General features: G+C 40.4%; 17 protein-coding genes. 13 read left to right on the forward strand and 4 right to left on the reverse strand.

Annotation, left to right across the window (positions count from 1 at the left end; genetic code table 11):
• The first annotated feature begins 9 nt into the window (after positions 1–9).
• The 4 genes from ribF (at position 10) to MKY07_RS05170 (ending at position 5,222) form a co-directional block, all read left to right on the forward strand.
• A complete protein-coding gene (gene ribF, locus MKY07_RS05155) occupies positions 10–960 on the forward strand; it encodes a riboflavin biosynthesis protein RibF (RefSeq protein ID WP_014824464.1) in 951 nt (316 codons plus the stop codon).
• A 136-nt stretch (positions 961–1,096) separates the two neighbouring features.
• Positions 1,097–1,366, forward strand: a complete 270-nt coding sequence (gene rpsO, locus MKY07_RS05160; protein ID WP_008403229.1) for a 30S ribosomal protein S15 — start codon at positions 1,097–1,099, stop codon at positions 1,364–1,366.
• 282 nt (positions 1,367–1,648) lie between these two features.
• Positions 1,649–3,763, forward strand: coding sequence for a polyribonucleotide nucleotidyltransferase (pnp, locus tag MKY07_RS05165; protein ID WP_065216404.1), 2,115 nt, complete (start codon positions 1,649–1,651; stop codon positions 3,761–3,763).
• Between the two features lie 232 nt (positions 3,764–3,995).
• Positions 3,996–5,222 (forward strand): pitrilysin family protein, encoded by a 1,227-nt coding sequence (locus tag MKY07_RS05170; protein ID WP_339263992.1) that lies wholly within the window; start codon positions 3,996–3,998, stop codon positions 5,220–5,222.
• Positions 5,223–5,266: 44 nt separating this feature from the next.
• On the opposite strand, the gene MKY07_RS05175 is transcribed toward MKY07_RS05170, so the two are convergent.
• Genes MKY07_RS05175 through MKY07_RS05190 form a run of 4 tightly spaced genes read right to left on the reverse strand, consistent with a single transcriptional unit; the run spans position 5,267 to position 7,696 of the window.
• Positions 5,267–5,887 carry a hypothetical protein gene (locus MKY07_RS05175; protein WP_339263993.1) on the reverse strand — a complete coding sequence of 207 codons (621 nt, stop codon included), beginning with the start codon at positions 5,885–5,887 and terminating at the stop codon, positions 5,267–5,269.
• Complete coding sequence (locus MKY07_RS05180; RefSeq protein WP_339263994.1) at positions 5,884–6,480, reverse strand: ATPase; 597 nt, start codon at positions 6,478–6,480, stop codon at positions 5,884–5,886. The genes MKY07_RS05175 and MKY07_RS05180 overlap by 4 nt, the downstream gene beginning before the upstream one ends.
• Positions 6,480–7,322, reverse strand: coding sequence for an ABC transporter ATP-binding protein (locus MKY07_RS05185; protein ID WP_339263995.1), 843 nt, complete (start codon positions 7,320–7,322; stop codon positions 6,480–6,482). Before MKY07_RS05185 ends, MKY07_RS05180 begins: the two co-directional genes overlap by 1 nt.
• A 2-nt stretch (positions 7,323–7,324) precedes the next feature.
• The gene (locus MKY07_RS05190; protein WP_065216400.1) at positions 7,325–7,696 is read right to left on the reverse strand and encodes a GntR family transcriptional regulator; all 372 of its coding nucleotides are present in this window, start codon (positions 7,694–7,696) and stop codon (positions 7,325–7,327) included.
• A gap of 250 nt (positions 7,697–7,946) precedes the next feature.
• Here MKY07_RS05190 and MKY07_RS05195 point away from each other — a divergent pair, with 250 nt between their 5' ends.
• The 9 genes from MKY07_RS05195 to MKY07_RS05235 all read left to right on the forward strand — a co-directional run bounded on the left by MKY07_RS05195 (position 7,947) and on the right by MKY07_RS05235 (position 18,350).
• A complete protein-coding gene (locus tag MKY07_RS05195; protein WP_008403221.1) occupies positions 7,947–8,219 on the forward strand; it encodes a YlmC/YmxH family sporulation protein in 273 nt (90 codons plus the stop codon).
• Positions 8,212–8,988, forward strand: a complete 777-nt coding sequence (locus MKY07_RS05200; protein WP_014824458.1) for an NAD(P)-dependent oxidoreductase — start codon at positions 8,212–8,214, stop codon at positions 8,986–8,988. Before MKY07_RS05195 ends, MKY07_RS05200 begins: the two co-directional genes overlap by 8 nt.
• Entirely contained in the window at positions 8,981–9,571 is a 591-nt protein-coding gene (locus MKY07_RS05205; protein ID WP_008403219.1) for a dipicolinate synthase subunit B, read from the forward strand. The genes MKY07_RS05200 and MKY07_RS05205 overlap by 8 nt, the downstream gene beginning before the upstream one ends.
• Positions 9,572–9,655: 84 nt before the next feature.
• Positions 9,656–10,696, forward strand: coding sequence for an aspartate-semialdehyde dehydrogenase (locus tag MKY07_RS05210; protein WP_339263996.1), 1,041 nt, complete (start codon positions 9,656–9,658; stop codon positions 10,694–10,696).
• A gap of 17 nt (positions 10,697–10,713) precedes the next feature.
• Positions 10,714–11,625, forward strand: a complete 912-nt coding sequence (gene dapA, locus MKY07_RS05215) for a 4-hydroxy-tetrahydrodipicolinate synthase (protein WP_008403217.1) — start codon at positions 10,714–10,716, stop codon at positions 11,623–11,625.
• Positions 11,626–11,951: 326 nt separating this feature from the next.
• Positions 11,952–13,619, forward strand: coding sequence for a ribonuclease J (locus MKY07_RS05220; RefSeq protein WP_008403216.1), 1,668 nt, complete (start codon positions 11,952–11,954; stop codon positions 13,617–13,619).
• Positions 13,620–13,950: 331 nt separating this feature from the next.
• The gene (locus MKY07_RS05225) at positions 13,951–16,248 is read left to right on the forward strand and encodes a DNA translocase FtsK (RefSeq protein WP_339263997.1); all 2,298 of its coding nucleotides are present in this window, start codon (positions 13,951–13,953) and stop codon (positions 16,246–16,248) included.
• A gap of 199 nt (positions 16,249–16,447) precedes the next feature.
• The gene (locus MKY07_RS05230) at positions 16,448–17,176 is read left to right on the forward strand and encodes a GntR family transcriptional regulator (RefSeq protein ID WP_014824455.1); all 729 of its coding nucleotides are present in this window, start codon (positions 16,448–16,450) and stop codon (positions 17,174–17,176) included.
• Positions 17,177–17,237: 61 nt separating this feature from the next.
• The gene (locus MKY07_RS05235) at positions 17,238–18,350 is read left to right on the forward strand and encodes a BMP family protein (RefSeq protein WP_008403211.1); all 1,113 of its coding nucleotides are present in this window, start codon (positions 17,238–17,240) and stop codon (positions 18,348–18,350) included.
• The last annotated feature ends 105 nt before the right edge of the window (positions 18,351–18,455 follow it).

Genomic DNA, 18,455 nt, shown 5'->3' on the forward strand with positions numbered 1-18,455 from the left:
AGGCACGAGATGAACGTTATTCATTTGAAATACCCCCATCAATTAGCACAGGAAATAGAAAAAGAGGCGTACTCATTAGCAATCGGATTTTTTGATGGGGTACATAAAGGACATCAGGCAGTTATTGAAGTGGCAAAGCAAAAAGCTGAGCAGCTAAATAGTAAAAGCGCCGTGATGACTTTTGATCCACATCCATCGATTGTATTAGGTAGACGTAATGAAAAAGTATTCTACATTACGCCACTTTCACAAAAAATAGATACTTTTAAAAAATTGAATATCGATACAGTATTTGTTGTAAACTTTACGTCAGATTTTGCGAAGCTTACACCTGAAGAATTCATTAAGTACTTTATCGTAGATTTAAATGTTCAGCATGTAACTGCAGGCTTTGATTTCTCGTTTGGCGCTTACGGCAAAGGCAATATGGAGCTGATGGACCAACTGTCAAACGGAAAGTATGGTGTGACGGTAATCGAAAAGCAGCAGGATGAAGTTGAAAAAATTAGTTCTACACGCATTCGCAAAGCATTGCAGGACGGAGATATGGAACAGGCTCGTAATCTATTAGGCCGCGCATTCGAAGTGCCAGGAATCGTCGTGCACGGAGATAAGCGCGGACGGACAATGGGCTTCCCGACAGCGAATGTCCAAGCGATGGAAGGCTGCTACATACCGGCAACAGGTGTGTATGCGGTGAAAATTTCAGTTCAAAATAAATGGTATGACGGTGTTTGTAATGTAGGCTATAAACCGACATTCAACAATCCGGATGAAAAGCAGCTGTCGATTGAAGTGCATATTTTGAATTTCAATAAAAATATTTACGGTGAAGAGGTCGTTGTAGGTTGGTATAAACGCATTCGCAGCGAACGGAAATTTAACGGCATCGAAGCGTTGATTGAGCAAATTGAATTGGACAAACAGCAAGCAATCGCCTATTTTGAGCAACTACGCTAAATAGTTGCGCATCTATAAACAATTATGGTACTATTCACTAGTACGAAATTCTCGTATGAACCTTAGCTCGGCTTTTCGCAACTCCAGCGACTGCTGTGCTATTGGGGATATCTTAATTATCAGGAGGTCATTTAAAATGGCAATTACACAAGAACGTAAAAACGAAATTATCGCTGAGTACCGCGTACACGAAACAGACACTGGTTCTCCAGAAGTACAAGTAGCTGTATTAACTGCAGAAATCAACGCATTAAACGCTCACTTAGCTACTCACAAGAAAGATTTCCACTCTCAACGTGGTCTTCTTAAAATGGTAGGTAAACGTCGTCATTTATTAAAATATTTACGTGAAAACGACGTAGCTCGTTACCGTGAATTAATTACTAAACTTGGATTACGTCGCTAATACGTCGTTAATCTGATAATAAAAAGCGGGATTTTTCCCGCTTTTTATTATGTTTGAAAAGATTAAGCTTTCCGAATCAATGGTGCGATGTTTAACTTCTTTGAGCAGGTGTCAATACGCCTGTTGAAAGAAGTTAAACCATTGCTGGAAAGCCAAAAATATTTTATTAAATTTATCGATATTTAGATCAAAAAATTTAGCATAGAAAACGCTTTTTTGATACACTAACTATGGTACATAATATGATACGTAGAGTGTTTCAATAAGAAAGGGGTTCATTTAATGAACGAAAAAAAGGTCTTTTCGTATGAATGGGCAGGCCGTCCACTAACAGTAGAAGTAGGACAGCTGGCAAAACAAGCAAATGGTGCTGCAATGATCCGCTACGGCGAAACAGCAGTTCTAGCTACGGCAACAATGTCAAAACAACCAAAAGCATTAGATTTCTTCCCGTTAACAGTAAACTTTGAAGAACGTCTATATGCAGCAGGTAAAATCCCTGGTGGTTTCATTAAACGTGAAGGACGTCCATCAGAAGCGGCAGTATTAACTTCTCGCCTAATTGACCGTCCAATCCGTCCTATGTTCCCGGATGGTTTCCGTAACGAAGTACAATCAATTTTAATGGTTATGTCAAATGATTCAAACTGCCCTGCTGATGTAGCGGCAATGTTTGGTTCTTCATTATCATTAGCAATTTCTGATATCCCATTCGACGGACCGATTGCAGGTGTACATGTAGGATATATCGACGGTGAATTCGTTGTGAACCCGACTGTAGAACAATCTGCCAAATCGACTGTTCACTTAACAGTAGCAGGTAACAAAGACGCGGTTAACATGGTAGAAGCAGGTGCTTTAGAAGTAACTGAAGATATTATGCTTGAAGCGATCATGTTCGGTCATGAAGAAATTAAAAAGTTAATTGCCTTCCAAGAGCAAATTGTTGCTGAAGTTGGTAAAGAAAAACTTGAAGTAACATTATATGAATTAGATGCAGACTTAACAGCAGCGATCAAAGCTGAATGTGAAGCTGATATGAATACAGCGATCCAAACAGTGGACAAGCAATTACGCCAAGAAAATATTACAGCAGTAAAAACACGTGTAATTGAAGCTTATGAAGCGCAGGAAGCTGACGAAGCTACGATGAAACAAGTGAATGCTATTTTAGATAAAATGGTAAAAGATGAAGTGCGTCGTTTAATTACAGAAGATAAAGTTCGTCCGGATGGTCGTAAGCAAGATGAAATCCGTCCACTTTCTTCTGAAGTAGATTTATTGCCACGTGCACACGGTTCAGCATTATTTACTCGTGGACAAACGCAAGCGTTATCAATTTGTACTTTAGGTGCTTTAGGCGACGTTCAAATTATTGACGGCCTAGGTATTGAAGAGTCAAAACGCTGGATGCACCACTACAACTTCCCTCAATTCTCGGTTGGGGAAACAGGCCGTTACGGTAGCCCAGGCCGTCGTGAAATTGGTCACGGTGCATTAGGTGAGCGTGCGATTTTAGCGGTAATGCCAACAGAAGAGGAATTCCCGTATGCAATCCGTTGCGTATCGGAAGTATTGGAATCAAACGGTTCTACTTCTCAAGCATCAATTTGTGCATCAACAATGGCACTTATGGCTGCTGGTGTTCCAATTAAAGCACCGGTTGCAGGTATTGCAATGGGTCTTGTTAAAAAAGGCGAGCACTATACAGTATTATCAGATATCCAAGGTATGGAAGACCACCTTGGCGACATGGACTTTAAAGTGGCAGGTACAGCTAAAGGTGTAACAGCACTTCAAATGGACATTAAAATCGATGGTCTGTCTCGTGATATCTTAGAAGAAGCATTAACACAGGCGAAAATCGGCCGTATGCACATTTTAGAGCATATGATGTCAACGATTTCAGCGTCTCGCACTTCATTATCACAATACGCACCAAAAATCGTTTCAATCAAAATTAATCCTGACAAAATCCGCGATGTAATCGGACCGGGTGGTAAAGTCATCAATAAAATTATTGATGAAACAGGCGTTAAAATTGATACAGAACAAGATGGTACAATCTACATCGCTTCAGCTGATGAAGCAATGATTAACCGTGCTAAAGAAATGATCGAATCAATCGTACGCGAAGCTAAAGTAGGCGAGTACTACATGGCAACAGTAAAACGCATTGAAAAATTCGGTGCATTCTGTGAAATATTCCCAGGTAAAGACGGCTTACTGCACATTTCGGAAATTCAGGAAGAACGTACGAAAGAAGTAGAAGACGTATTAAAACTAGGTGATGAATTACTTGTCAAATGTATCGAAATCGATAAACAAGGTCGCGTAAACTTATCACGTAAAGTAGTAATCAAAGAAGAAAAAGAGCGCGCAGAACAAGGAAAATAATTGAAACAAGCGTTTCAAACAAGATAAAAAGGGAGGTTGTACACTATTGTACAGCCTCTTTTTTAAATAACGTTAAGCTGAAGTTTGGAGATTTCCATTACTTGATGAAGTATGGTAAGAGGAGGTATGCGTAATGGAGCATACCCTTACTACAAAAATAAGCTTAAAATTGTAATATTACAGATTTTTAAATAATACTTATAGTTTATTAGCCGAAATAAAGGAGAAATTTATGGTACAAGTAATTACAGCAAAAAATGGCGTGCGCATTGTGACAGAGCAAATGCCACATGTCCGATCTTTATCGGTCGGCATTTGGGTCAACGCGGGCTCACGCTACGAAACAAAAGAAGAAAATGGGATTACCCATTTCATCGAGCATATGCTTTTCAAAGGAACGAAAAACCGTACAGCCCGTCAAATCGCGGAAGAATTCGACCGCATCGGCGGAGAGATTAATGCCTTCACATCGAAGGAACATACATGCTATTATGCGAAAGTGCTGGACCATCATGGGGAACTGGCTATCGATATTCTGGCCGATATGTTCTTTAACTCGCTGTTTGCGCAGGAAGATATCGAGAAAGAACGGCAAGTTGTTCTTGAAGAAATCTACATGAGCGAAGACGATCCGGCAGATGATGTCCATGAAAAATTATGGGGCGTCATGTTCCCGGATGATGCGCTAGGCCGTCCGATTTTAGGGACACCGGAAACATTGGCGACATTTGATGAAGAGATGATCCGTGCGTATATGGCGAAACATTACGGCCCTCAAAATGTTGTCATCTCCATTGCCGGTAATATTGAAGAGAGTTTACTGGAAAAAGTGGAAGCATTATTCGGAAACTATGAAGCAAGTGCGAAATCGATTGTTTCCAAACCATCCTATCCGACATTTACACCAGGTGAAATTGAAAAATTGCGTGATACGGAACAGGCGCATATTGCGATTTCTTTCCCTGCAATTGCGGTAAAAGATCCGAAAATGTACAGCTTTATTGCGTTGAATAATATAATCGGTGGCAATATGAGCTCTCGCCTGTTCCAGGAAGTGCGAGAAGATCGCGGGTTGGCGTATTCTGTATTCAGCTACCAGTCGAGCTATGAGGATGTAGGAACATTTACGATTTACGCGTCGGCATCAAAACAAAACCTCGATTCATTAAAGCAGCAGATCGATCAGACGTTATTTGACCTCGTTGCAGGAGGGGTAACGGAAACCGAGCTTGAAAATGCGAAGGAGCAATTAAAAGGCGGCTTCGTTTTAGGGCTTGAAGGTACGGAAGACTTTATGAACCGTAACGGGGTCAATGAACTCATTCACCAAAATCACCGTTCAGTCGATGAAGTATTGGCAAAAATCGATGCCATTTCGATGGAAACGATCGATGAGTTAATTACACAAATTTTATTATCCGAACCGGCAATTGCGATTATCGGACCGGAAAACGAATAACGCAAAAGGACAGCGCGGGCTAGTAGTTAGCATGCGCTGTCCTTTTAAAATTCGGCAGCTTTAAATTTTGTGATGGCTGTTTTAAAGTAGCGGTAATAAACAATCAATCCTAAAACTGGAACAATCGGTGCCCCTATGAGCTCAATGTCCATCATACTAAATATAAGCATGATCAGTAAATGAACAAAGGTAAAGATAAAAAAATAACCGATAATTGTCCCAATTGATATGCTTTTCGTACCCTTTGTCGGATTGCTTAAATAGTTTTTCAGCATCGAGCCGATAGAAGCAATTCCAGCAGCAAAGACGATTGAAATTAATGAAAGTTCAATGCCTTCCATTTGATTAGTTAAATATAAATAAGTTTGATAAATCCCGATTGGAACCGTGATGATCAGCATAAGCAGCAAACTGAAAATAAATAAACTTTTCACAAAAGTCTTTGGGTCAATCGGCATGACACGGAATCGGTTTATAAAATGGTTTTCAAGTAAATAGCTAACACCTAATGCGGGCGACAAAGCTAAAAAATAGAGTGTCAAAAAACCTAAATTAACTTCTTTAATGATCGCCCACTGAATTCCGATCATGATTAAAAAGAATAAAAAAACAGTGATGAATACCTTTCTTGATAAATAAAAATGCATTTTAAGCAGTGCAATCATGGGACGTCCCTCCTGAATTCACGAAAGTAAGTAATGCTTGCTGCGATGATGAGAAGTATCAGTAAACTCATAAATAAACTGAAACTCTGAAAAGTAGATAAGCTTCCTAAAAATACGAGTAGTTGAGATAATCCTAATGGAATAAGAAATATAGAGAAGTTTATCATTTGCCCAAACTTGCTGCGACGAAACAGCAGGAAAAAAGCGATAATAAAAAAGCTGATGGCGAAGCTTACTAATAGCTGTCTGACGGAAGGCAAAACAAGCTGCTTTTCAAGTAATGTTTGAATAGCGGTCGTTGCTACGATTGTATAAAGGATATAATATAGTGTGTAACGACCTAAAAAAGAGAGATCCACAATGAAAAATGTCTTTCTGGAAATCGGAAATAAACTTGTCATGATGAGCTGGTTCTCACGTTGATCCAAATAGACGGCACATAGCGCTGTAATACTGATGGACAGTATTAAGTATGCAGCCATTTCGGCACCTTCAAATAATAAAGGAAGAGCAAAAAAAGATGCTACAAGTGGTGTAAACAAAATCCAGGAAGCCAACCCCTGTTCGTAATAATGAAGAAGCATTTTTTTCATTATTTTCGCCCCTTTACGAAAAACAACATCAAATCATCAATCGTCGGTTTTTGCAATTCAATCATTGGATTTACAAATTCACGCAAGACTAAGTACTCGATTCCAAATACATAATCCCGTTTGCCGATAATCGAATGGTTCGGTATCACTTTCGCTTCCTCATACGTTCCTTTCCAAATCCCGTAACCGTACAGCAGGTCATCTTTATTTTCACTGAACAAAATTTCGCCTTCATGGATAAATGTAATCGTATCCGCAATTTTTTCTAGATCCGTTGTTATATGCGAAGAAAAGAGAATGGCATGATCTTCTTGTTCCATAAAGTGTTGAAGCATACTTAGCACTTCATCGCGCACAATCGGGTCAAGCCCGCTCGTTGGTTCATCAAGCAGCAAAAGCTTCGGCCGGTGTCCCAGTGCCAGTGAAAGAGCGAGCTTCATTTTCGTTCCTTTTGACATCGTTTTAATCTTGTCATACTTCGGTACATCCAGCTGCTCCAGCAACCCGTCAAAATAAGGACGGTCCCAAGTAGGATACACATTCCCGTACAGGACATCGAGCTCCTTTGGGGTAAAGCTTTCCGGTACATGCAGTTCATCAAACACGACCCCGATTTGCGCCTTTAGCTCCACCTCATGTTCGATATGATCTTTTCCGAATAAAAGAATGTCGCCGTCAATCTTTTTCAGCAAATTTAACATCAGTTTGATCGTCGTTGATTTCCCGGCACCGTTTTGCCCGATAAAGCCTGCAATGGTCCCGCTCTCAACAGTGAACGAAATATTATTTAAACGAAATTTTTTGAATTGCTTCGTAACATTTTTTACTTCGATTGCATTCATCATCATTCCTCCAATAGTAAGTCGAGTAAGTCATGCAGTTCCTCTTTTGGCATATTTGCCGTTTTGGCAATGGATACAGCCTTTGTGAAATGAACTTCAATTTGTCGGATCAGCTCTTCACGCAGGAAATCCTGATTGCGCTCTGATACATAGCTCCCTTTACCGGCAATCGTGACGATAAAGCCGTCCCGTTCCAAATCGGCATACGCCCGCTTCGTTGTCATCACACTGATTTTCAATTCTTTCGCCAACGCCCTAATAGAAGGTAGAGAATCACCGGTTAATAGTGTGCCTGTCAAAATAGCCTGTTTTAGCTGATCGGTAATTTGTTCATAAATAGGCTTTTCGCTATTATTGCTCAATTTGATTATCAATCGTTTCACCTCACATGTTCAAACTGTGTATATACAGTATATACAGATATGGCATATTATGTCTACTGAAAAATTAAACAATTTCAGAGGGATTTTTAAATTAGATTAATTACTACCATTATTTTTCCGACCGAGTGCTGTGTGACTCGTTTCCTGTGAGTAGGTCCTTCAAACTTAAATGATGAACCATTTCACTTCTGCCAAAGTTGATGCATATAGTAATGTAGGCTCTTACAAGAGGAGGGATGCAATGCTTTTATCGGAGCTCGCTGAAAAAGAACTGATCGAAATGGAAAACGGTGTTCGATATGGATTTTTAGCCGAGACGGAATGTATTTTTGATGCCAAAACAGGGAAGATTGTCGGATTTGAAATGCCGGCACAAATGGTGAAAATGCCCTTCCAAAAGAAAAAGGCAGGTATGGTAAAATACATTCCCTGGAGTGAAATTATTTTAATTGGGGAAGACCGGGTATTATTTCAAAAAACAACATCGACATTAAAGCATGCCTATGATGACTGAACGCTGGCTTGTGATCGGGACAGATGAGCGGATGAAGTTTTTGGCGAAGCAATTATCGACAAATGATCGCACGGTGTATTACAAAAACACGACTGTTTGGGATGAAGCGCTGAACAAAGTGGCGTTGGAGCTGCACCCGACAGAAATTGTGTTGCCGATCCACCCTTTAACGATTCAAGTGGAGGAGCTTCTAGGCATTCGACAGGCACAGTTTTTTGCGGGGAAATTGACAGATCAGTGGAAAGAAATACTTGAAAACAAGTGCTTGCATTATTATTTGGAAGATGAAACATTCATCTGGAAAAATGCTGCACTTACTGCAGAGGGCTTTTTAGCGCACCTGTATAAAGAAAAAGTAAATGTGCAGTATAAAACAATTATGATTACAGGGTTTGGACGTGTAGCAAAAATGCTTGCCCTGTTTTTAACACGTCTCAATGCAAAGGTCATCATCGCCGTTCGTTCGGAAACGCAAAAAGCCGAGGCCCTTGCATATGGCTATACTGGTATTGAATTAAATGAGAAAAATGATATGGAAGCGGATTTTCTGATTAATACGATTCCGACAAAATGGCTGACAAAGGATTTTGAATCATGGATGGTCCGTCCGATTTATGATGTCGCATCAAGCCCGGGATGTTTGAACGATATCAAATTATCTCAATATGAGCTGCTACCTGCATTACCTGGGAAATACTTTCCGCAAGCTGCAGCAAACTTGTTATACGAAACGATACTAGATTTACGAAAGGAGGAAGCAAATGCTTGAGGGAAAACGCATTGGTTTAGGAATTACCGCATCACATTGTACGTATGAAGATGTCATACCGAAAATTACCCAATTTCGTGAAGCCGGTGCAACCGTTGTACCGATTATAACGCCTTCTGTATTACACGCTGCTACACGATTTGGAACGGGTGAAGAATGGATTGCGAAAATCGAAGAATTCTCTGGGGAAAAGGTTGTCAGTTCCATTGCGGAAGCGGAGCCATTTGGGCCGAGTAATCCGTTAGACTGTATGGTAATCGCGCCGATGACAGGGAATTCCATCAGTAAATTTGCGAATGCCGCAACAGACAGTGCCGTACTGATGGCAGCAAAAGCAACACTCCGAAATGGTTCACCTGTAGTACTTGGTATTTCAACGAATGATGCGCTTGGGTTAAACGGGATGAATTTAATGAAATTAATGAATGCGAAAAACATTTTCTTCATTCCATTCGGTCAGGACGATCCAATTAAAAAACCGACGTCGCTTATAGCGGATTTCACAAAAATGCTCGATACTGTAGCATATACGCTCGCTCATAAAAAACAGATTCAACCGATATTTATACAATATTTTAAATAATCAAATTATCTCGCACAATTCTAATAATATATGATACAATATCCAACATTATATACATACCGATAATTTTAGGAGAGATGAGACATGACAAAGAAATTGAATGTTGCCGTAGTTGGGGCAACAGGAGCTGTTGGTTCAAAAATGATGGAGAAGCTGATTGAGCGCAAATTTCCAATTGCATCTATCAAGTTTTTAGCTTCTGCTCGTTCAGCGGGAAAACAAATTGAATTTAATGGTGAAAACTATACGATAGAAGAAGCGAAACCGGAAAGCTTTGAAGGGATCGATCTAGCATTATTTTCAGCAGGCGGGGCTGTATCAGAAGTATTGGCACCTGAAGCAGCAAAGCGTGGAGCGATTGTGATTGATAACACAAGCCATTTCCGTATGGATCCAGAGGTACCGCTTGTTGTACCGGAAGTAAATCGCCATGCATTAAAAACGATTCCAAAAGGGATTATCGCAAATCCAAACTGTTCGACAATTCAAATGGTTGCAGCATTACAGCCAATCCGTGAAAAGTTCGGTCTAACAAAAGTTGTCGTATCGACATATCAAGCGGTATCCGGTTCTGGTGTGGCAGCAATTGAAGAGCTGCGTGAGCAAAGTACACAGTGGGATGCAGGTAAAAACGTTGAAGCGAAAGTTTTGCCGGTAAAATCAGATAAAAAACATTATCCAATCGCACGTAACGTCATTCCGCAAATCGATAAATTTACGGACAATGGCTTTACATATGAAGAAATGAAAATGATCAATGAAACGAAAAAAATTATGGAAGCACCTGAGCTGAAAGTCGCTGCAACATGTGTACGTGTTCCGGTTGTTTCCGGCCACTCAGAATCGGTTTATATCGAACTTGAGCAAGAAGCAACAGTACAGCAAATTTTTGACGCATTAACGGATGCGCCGGGTATTGTTCTGCAAGATGACATTCGCGAACAGCTTTACCCGATGCCAATTTTTGCGGAAAATGAAGAACCGACATATGTTGGACGTATTCGCCAAGATTTAGACAACAAAAAAGGATTCCACTTATGGATTGTGTCAGATAATTTATTAAAAGGGGCTGCACTCAACTCAATTCAAATTGCAGAAGCTATGCTAGAGGATCACTTACTATAAGGGGAGGATTATTAGTTATGGATTTCGGACGTATTGGTACAGCGATGATTACACCGTTTAAAAAAGACGGTACGATTAATTATCCTGAGTTAGAACGTATCATTAATCATTTAATTGAAAATGGTACAGATTCAATTATTGCTTGTGGAACAACTTCGGAAAACCCGACAATGTCAACTGAGGAAAAAATCGAGGTCGTGCGCTTTACAGTTGAAAAAGTGGCAGGACGCATCCCTGTTATCGCAGGTACAGGTGATAACGAAACAGCTTACTCGATTATGATGACTCATAAAGCAGAGGAAAATGGGGCAAACGGAATCATGCTCGTAACTCCATATTATAATAAGCCAAACCAGCGCGGCATGTATGCCCACTTTAAAACAATCGCAAAAGAAACGAAACTTCCTGTCATGCTATATAATGTCCCTGGTCGTACAGGTGCCAACATTTTAGCGGAAACAACGATTGCGATCAGCAAAGATGTACCGAATATTACATGCATTAAAGAAGCAAGCGGTAACCTGGATCAGATGGGCGACATCATTGAAAATGTCGATTCGGATTTCCATGTGTACTCAGGTGATGACGGGTTAACATTGCCACTTCTTGCAATCGGCGGTCGCGGTATTATTTCTGTCGCTTCACATGTTGTAGGAAAAGATATGCAGCAAATGGTTCGCGCATTTGAAGAAGGCCGTCATCAGGAGGCTGCAAAAATTCACCGTGCATTACTGCCGCTCGTTCGTGCGCTGTTTGCACAACCAAATCCATCACCAATTAAATATGCGATGACAAAACTAGGCTTTGATACGCTTGATGTACGGATGCCAATGATGGAAATGCTACCGGAAGAAAAGGCAGCATTTGATGAAATTTGGGATACGTATCAGGAAAAAGCAAAAGGTTTCCGCGCATTACAAGTAAACTAACACATACACAGTCACTCCTTCCGATGAGAAGCGGGTGACTGTTTTTTTTATTTTAGCGAAATGAGGATTATAGAGGATGAACTGAGAATTATTCATAACTAACTGAGGATAATGCGTCAATGCTTGAGGAATATCCGTCACCAGCTGAGGATTACACAGTTTAAACTGAGGATTAAAATTTCCGCGCCAAGTAAAACGGCTGCGATTTTAATTTGCCCGGCATAACGTAAAAAAAGAAAATCACTTTTTTATTTGTACTAACGTCATTCTCACCGTATAATGAACTTTAAGTGGTTGCTGTTCGGAACAATTTAGGAGGAAATAAAGTGACAAAATCAAAAAATGAACTAATCCGTGTCATTCCATTAGGTGGAGTTGGCGAAATCGGAAAATCAATGTATGTAATAGAAATCGATGAAGAGCTTTTCGTAGTAGACAGTGGGCTCATGTTCCCAGAAGACGAAATGCTTGGAATTGATATCGTCATTCCAGATATCACGTATTTAGAGGAAAATAAAGATCGCGTAAAAGGTATTTTCCTAACACATGGACATGAAGATGCAATTGGATCGATTGCGTATGTATTAAAGAAAATTAAAGCACCGGTATACGGTTCGAAGTTAACGATTGCATTGGCGAAGGAGCATTTAAAAGAATTGCCTGCACCTTACCAAGTGAAATTCTTTGAAGTATCGAGCAATAGTCGCATGAACTTCAATTCTACTTATGTGACATTCTTCCATACAACACATAGTATTCCAGATTCATTAGGTATCGTGTTCCATACTTCTGAAGGGGCTATCGTTCACACGGGTGAATTTAAATTTGACCAGTCGGCAACAGGCAAGTTCAAGCCGGATTTGGCAAAGATGGCGATGCTCGGTGAAGAAGGCGTATTCATGCTTTTATCAGAATCAATGGAAGCAGAACGCCCAGGTTATACAACAAGTGAAGCAGTTATTGCAGAAGAATTGCAAAAAACGTTCCATTCGGCACCAGGTCGAATTATCGTAGCATTATATGCATCTAACTTTATTCGTATTCAGCAAGTGTTTAGACAAGCTGCCGCATCGCACCGTAAAGTCGCAGTAGTCGGAAAATCGTTAGAAAAAATGGTCGATATCGGTGTGAACCTAGGCTACTTGGAAATCGATGAATCAACACTTGTACCAGTAAACGAAATTCATAAATATCATGATGACGAAATTATTATTATGGCTACGGGCAACAAAGGTGAACCACTTGATGCACTAGATAAAATTGTGCGTAAACACCACCGTGACATTAAAATCAGAAATACAGATACAGTGCTGATTACATTTACACCATCACCAAGCATGGAAGTGCAAATGTATAACACGATGAACCAATTGGCAAAAGCGGGCGCACATGTCATGACTTCGAACAAGAAAGTTCACGTTTCAGGTCACGGCAGCGCCGAAGATTTAAAACTGATGCTGAACTTTATGAAGCCGAAATACTTTATTCCGGTTCAAGGGGAGTACCGCATGTTAATTGCGCACTCGAAACTTGCACAACAAGTAGGTCTGCAAAAATCACAAATCTTCATTGCAGATAAAGGCGATATTGTTGAATACAAAAACGGCAAAGTGCGTATGACAGGTCGTGTACAAGCAGGGAATGTACTGATCGACGGAATCGGTGTAGGCGATGTAGGGAATATCGTACTGCGCGACCGTAAACTGCTTTCTCAAGATGGTATCTTCATTGTCGTTGTGACATTAAATCGTGCACAGAAGAAAATTGCTTCAGGTCCCGAAATTTTATCGCGCGGATTCGTTTACGTTCGTGAATCAGAACAGTTAATGGAAGAAGCATCTGAAATCGCACGCGAAGTGATCGAGAAATATGTCGGCAAAGAAACGTTCGAATGGACAAACATTAAGCAAGAAATTCGCGACACACTAAATCAATATTTATTCCAAAAAACAAAACGTCGTCCAATGATTATTCCAATCATTATGGAGTACTAATTTGAAGGGGAGACATATCATTGCTCCCTTATCTAATAATCAAAAAGGGTTTTCTTACATTAAGCGTGAGAAAGCCCTTTTTCTAACTAAATTTCCGGAGTCGAGATGTTCTTTATAGAGTTGAAATTAGCGAGAGCTGGATAAAGACAGTAAAACCTGAAGATTACGTGAAAAAAACTGATTTTTCGGTACATAGCGGTAAAACTATTTTAATTCAGCACAAACTAAGTTATCGCTTACGCTTAAATAACACATCAACATAATTCGGAAGCCTATATTGCAACTTTGGCGTCTAACAATATGGAACAATTTTTAAGTAGGTGAACAACGATTGGATAAAAAGAAAAGTAGTAAGTCAAAAGCAAAAGCAAAGCCGACGCTAAAGCCAAAAACAAAAGAAGAGATGCATCCGCTCGCATATGAAATTATCGGATTGCTGCTCATCGCATTAGCCATTATCGAATTTCTGGAGTTCGGACTTGTTGGACGAATGCTCCATTCAATTGCCATGTTTTTCTTCGGCAATTTACATTTTATCATTCCATTATTATGCTTTTTAATCGCAGGGATGTTAATGGTTAAACGTCGGGGTGTCGCATTCAATACCCGTGTCGTATACGGTGTGCTGTTTGTTGGGGCAAGCTTGACAATTTTCAGTCATAGTTTGTTATTCGAACAAATGCATGCAACGAATACATTGTTGTCCAATTCCGTATTAAAGGAAACTTGGAGAATTCTCATCAGTACGGAGGGAATCGTAAACCGCAGCAATGCGCTCGGCGGAGGGATGATCGGCGGATTATTATTCAGCCTGTTCCACGTTTTATTTGATGCTTCGGGAGCTAAAATTGCCGCATTTGTATTATTGGCAATCGGAATTATTTTAATTACCGGAAAAGCGCTCGTGCCAATATTAGTGGAGAAAGCCCCGAAACTTAAGGGAAAGTTCAAAAGGACGAAACGCAGCACAAGAAGTAAGCCGCAACCTGAAACGAAAGAGAAGCAGCGTCGTTCTAAAACCGAACCGATTATAGAAGAGGAAGCGGCTGATTTGGAAGACCTGATTATTACAACGGCAACGCCAGCACCACATCATGAACCGATCATTTCAAATTTTGTGGAGCAGGTAAAACAGGAAAAGCAAAAGGGTAGCGAAATTGAGGTAGAAGAAAAAATAAGTGAGCCGATCATGGCTGTAACTTCCGAACCGGACCAAACTTACATTTTACCTTCCATGCAGCAACTGAATCCACCACCAGAACATGATCAAAGCGGTGAATATTCGGTCATTCAAATGAATGCAAAAAAACTGGAACAAACGTTTTTAAGCTTCGGTGTAAAAGCGAAAGTGACACAGGTTCATTTAGGTCCTGCAGTTACAAAATATGAAGTCATGCCGGACACTGGTGTAAAAGTAAGTAAAATTGTCAGCCTTCAAGATGATTTGGCACTTGCCCTAGCAGCAAAAGATATTCGTATTGAAGCTCCGATTCCAGGTAAGTCGGCTGTCGGGATTGAAGTACCGAACAGTGAAGTAGCTGTCGTAACATTACGTGAAGTGCTTGAAGCAAATGAGCAGGTGAAAGTCGGGGCCAAATTGCTGGTAAGTTTGGGACGCGATGTAACAGGTCAGGCGATTGCGGCAGAACTTAACAAAATGCCCCATTTATTGGTCGCTGGTTCAACCGGCAGCGGTAAAAGTGTATGTATCAATGGCATTATTGTGTCACTATTAATGCGCGCAAAACCAAGTGAAGTGAAAATGATGATGATCGATCCGAAAATGGTGGAGCTAAGTGTATATAATGGTATTCCGCATTTACTGGCACCGGTTGTAACAGATCCGCGTAAAGCGGCACAGGCTTTACAAAAAGTTGTGTCGGAAATGGAACGACGCTACGATCTATTTTCACATTCCGGTACAAGGAATATTGAAGGATATAACGAATATATCGATATAAGCAATGAAGAGGCTATGGAGAAACAACCGAAGCTTCCCTACATTGTTGTAATTGTCGACGAGCTGGCGGACTTAATGATGGTTGCGTCAAGTGAAGTGGAGGATGCGATTACACGGCTTGCCCAAATGGCGCGTGCAGCAGGAATTCACCTCATTATCGCGACACAAAGACCGTCTGTTGATGTTATTACCGGTATTATCAAAGCAAATATTCCTTCCCGTATTGCATTTGCCGTGTCATCTGCAGTCGATTCCCGCACCATTTTGGATATGGGTGGGGCAGAGCGACTACTTGGCCGCGGCGATATGCTGTATTTACCGGCAGGAGCATCCAAACCAGTCCGTGTGCAAGGTGCATTTGTAAGTGATCATGAAGTGGAACGAATTATTAACAGTGTTATTGAACAGCAAAAAGCACAATATGAGGAGGCGATGATTCCGACAGATGAACCGATTGTTGATGTGATGGATGAAACGGATGACTTGTATGACGATGCAGTTCAGCTCGTACTGGAAATGCAAACAGCTTCCGTATCTTTACTGCAGCGCCGATTTAGAATCGGGTATTCGCGTGCAGCCCGAATTGTCGATCAAATGGAGCAACGCGGTGTCGTCGGACCACCTGAAGGCAGTAAACCGCGTCAAGTTCTAGGGAACCGATTTAACTAGAAAACCTTGACATTATCGGACTTTTCGGAATATATTCTTTTCTATAAGTTTTGAAATAAATTCGCTAATTTTTCACATTAACGTAACACATTTAAAGAAATATGTTTTCTTTTTTCGTTTAAAGTGTTATATTATTCACGAATTAGTAGGAATGTTGTACATCAGATGTCTGATCTCTATGTTATGGTGGTGATACTAATTGACAATTAAAGCAGATCATCGTCATTTATACTTACAAGTTATTGATCGTTTGAAGTCAGATATAGATAAAGGGACCTATCGTGAGAACGAAAAATTACCCTCAGAATTCGAACTTTCAAAGACATTAGGTGTAAGTCGTGCAACGCTTCGTGAAGCACTGCGACTGTTGGAAGAAGAAAACATTATTGTCCGTCGTCATGGTGTTGGTACATTCGTCAATCCAAAGCCGGTCTTTACGTCAGGTATTGAACATTTATCGAGTGTATCATCTATGATTGAAAACGCTGGTATGAATCCAGGCACAATCTTCATCAGTGCGAAGGAAGAAAAAGCCACGGAAGATGATGTCGAACGTTTCCAAGCTGACATTGATGACAATGTTATCACGATTGAACGTGTAAGAACGGCAGACAATGAACCGGTCGTCTACTGTGTGGACAAAGTACCGGCAAATTTACTGCCAAAAGAATTTATAAGTAATCAAAACGTTTCTATTTTCTCGGCTTTAGAGCAAACCGGATCCATCCGTGTCGCATATGCAGTGACATATATCGATCCTGTAGGCTTCCACGATGAAGTATCACCGATATTGAAATGTGGGCCGGAAACAGCATTGCTTGTATTAAAGCAACTTCACTATGATGAAAATGATCGTGTTGTTCTTTATTCAAAAAATTATTTCAGAGCTGACAAATTCAGCTTCCATGTAGTACGTAAACGGGTGTAGAACAATAATTTCTATTATTTAATTCCTGCTAATATCAATTACCTTTGAGGGGGACTCATTAATGAAAAAGCGTAAATTTGGTTTATTAATTTCTTCTGTAGTAGCAACTGGTGCAATTTTGGCAGCATGCGGAACTGACGATGAGGGCACTGATTCAAAAGACACTTCTAAAAACGATTCTACTTCTGGTTCTGAAACAAGCACAGACGCTGGTTCTGGCGATTTCTCAATCGCAATGGTAACAGACGTTGGTGGTGTAGATGACAAATCATTCAACCAATCAGCTTGGGAAGGTGTTCAACAGTTCGGTGCTGACAACGGCCTTTCTAAAGGTGAAGGTGGTTTCGACTACTTACAATCTCAATCAGATGCTGACTACAACACAAACTTAAACAACTTATTACGTCGTGACTTCGATTTAGTATTCGGTGTTGGTTTCATGATGGGTGATGCAATTGAAGAAATCGCTAATGACAATCCAGATGCACAGTTGGCATTAATCGATGCTGAAGTTGAAGCTGACAACGTAGCAAACATCCTGTTCAAAGAACAAGAAGGTGCTTTCTTAGCTGGTGTTGTTGCTGCTTCAATGTCTGAATCAGGCAAAATCGGTTTCGTAGGCGGCGTTGATATTCCAGTAATTAACCGCTTCCACGCTGGTTTCATCGAAGGTGCAAAAGCTGTTAACCCGGATATCGAAATTCAAGTAAACTACACAGGTGTGTTCGATGATGCATCTAAAGGTAAAATTGCTGCGAACTCAATGTACTCTTCTGGCGTAGACATTATTTTCCACGCTGCTGGTGGTACTGGGAACGGTGTATTCTCAGAAGCAAAAGAGCGTAAAGCAAAAGACAAAGATGCTAACGTATGGGTAATCGGTGTTGACGCTGACCAATATGCAGAAGGTCAAGTGGATGACTCTACAAACATCACTTTAACTTCTATGTTAAAAGGTGTTAACAACGCAGTAGTGGATATCGCTACAAAAGCGAAGAATGGTGAGTTCCCAGGCGGTGAAACAACTGTTTACGGTTTAGCTGAAGACGGTGTTGGCTTAGCAGATTCTCGTGGTGCAATTCCTCAAGAAGTATTAGATAAAGTAGAAGAATATAAAGAGAAGATTGCTTCTGGCGAAATTAAAGTTTCAGAAGAAAAACCGAAAGATAAATAATAATTCTTAATGGTAATCATCATAGGGGAATTATTCCCTATGATGATTTTCTAATGTGAACGCGCGTTTTAAAAATTCAGTAAATTTAGTATTGATAGAAATGTA

Origin of the sequence: Solibacillus sp. FSL W7-1472 (genome assembly GCF_037969775.1) — a bacterium.
Classification (GTDB): Bacteria; Bacillota; Bacilli; order Bacillales_A; family Planococcaceae; genus Solibacillus; species Solibacillus silvestris.

What these genes read in the sequence shown, in the direction of transcription:
- MKY07_RS05185 (WP_339263995.1), bottom strand. Translation starts at nt 7,322, where the DNA reads ATGAATGCAATCGAAGTAAAAAATGTTACGAAGCAATTCAAAAAATTT.
- dapA (WP_008403217.1), top strand. Translation starts at nt 10,714, where the DNA reads ATGGATTTCGGACGTATTGGTACAGCGATGATTACACCGTTTAAAAAA.
- MKY07_RS05170 (WP_339263992.1), top strand. Translation starts at nt 3,996, where the DNA reads ATGGTACAAGTAATTACAGCAAAAAATGGCGTGCGCATTGTGACAGAG.
- MKY07_RS05195 (WP_008403221.1), top strand. Translation starts at nt 7,947, where the DNA reads ATGCTTTTATCGGAGCTCGCTGAAAAAGAACTGATCGAAATGGAAAAC.
- pnp (WP_065216404.1), top strand. Translation starts at nt 1,649, where the DNA reads ATGAACGAAAAAAAGGTCTTTTCGTATGAATGGGCAGGCCGTCCACTA.
- MKY07_RS05205 (WP_008403219.1), top strand. Translation starts at nt 8,981, where the DNA reads ATGCTTGAGGGAAAACGCATTGGTTTAGGAATTACCGCATCACATTGT.
- MKY07_RS05210 (WP_339263996.1), top strand. Translation starts at nt 9,656, where the DNA reads ATGACAAAGAAATTGAATGTTGCCGTAGTTGGGGCAACAGGAGCTGTT.
- rpsO (WP_008403229.1), top strand. Translation starts at nt 1,097, where the DNA reads ATGGCAATTACACAAGAACGTAAAAACGAAATTATCGCTGAGTACCGC.
- MKY07_RS05235 (WP_008403211.1), top strand. Translation starts at nt 17,238, where the DNA reads ATGAAAAAGCGTAAATTTGGTTTATTAATTTCTTCTGTAGTAGCAACT.
- MKY07_RS05200 (WP_014824458.1), top strand. Translation starts at nt 8,212, where the DNA reads ATGACTGAACGCTGGCTTGTGATCGGGACAGATGAGCGGATGAAGTTT.
- MKY07_RS05180 (WP_339263994.1), bottom strand. Translation starts at nt 6,480, where the DNA reads ATGAAAAAAATGCTTCTTCATTATTACGAACAGGGGTTGGCTTCCTGG.
- ribF (WP_014824464.1), top strand. Translation starts at nt 10, where the DNA reads ATGAACGTTATTCATTTGAAATACCCCCATCAATTAGCACAGGAAATA.
- MKY07_RS05175 (WP_339263993.1), bottom strand. Translation starts at nt 5,887, where the DNA reads ATGATTGCACTGCTTAAAATGCATTTTTATTTATCAAGAAAGGTATTC.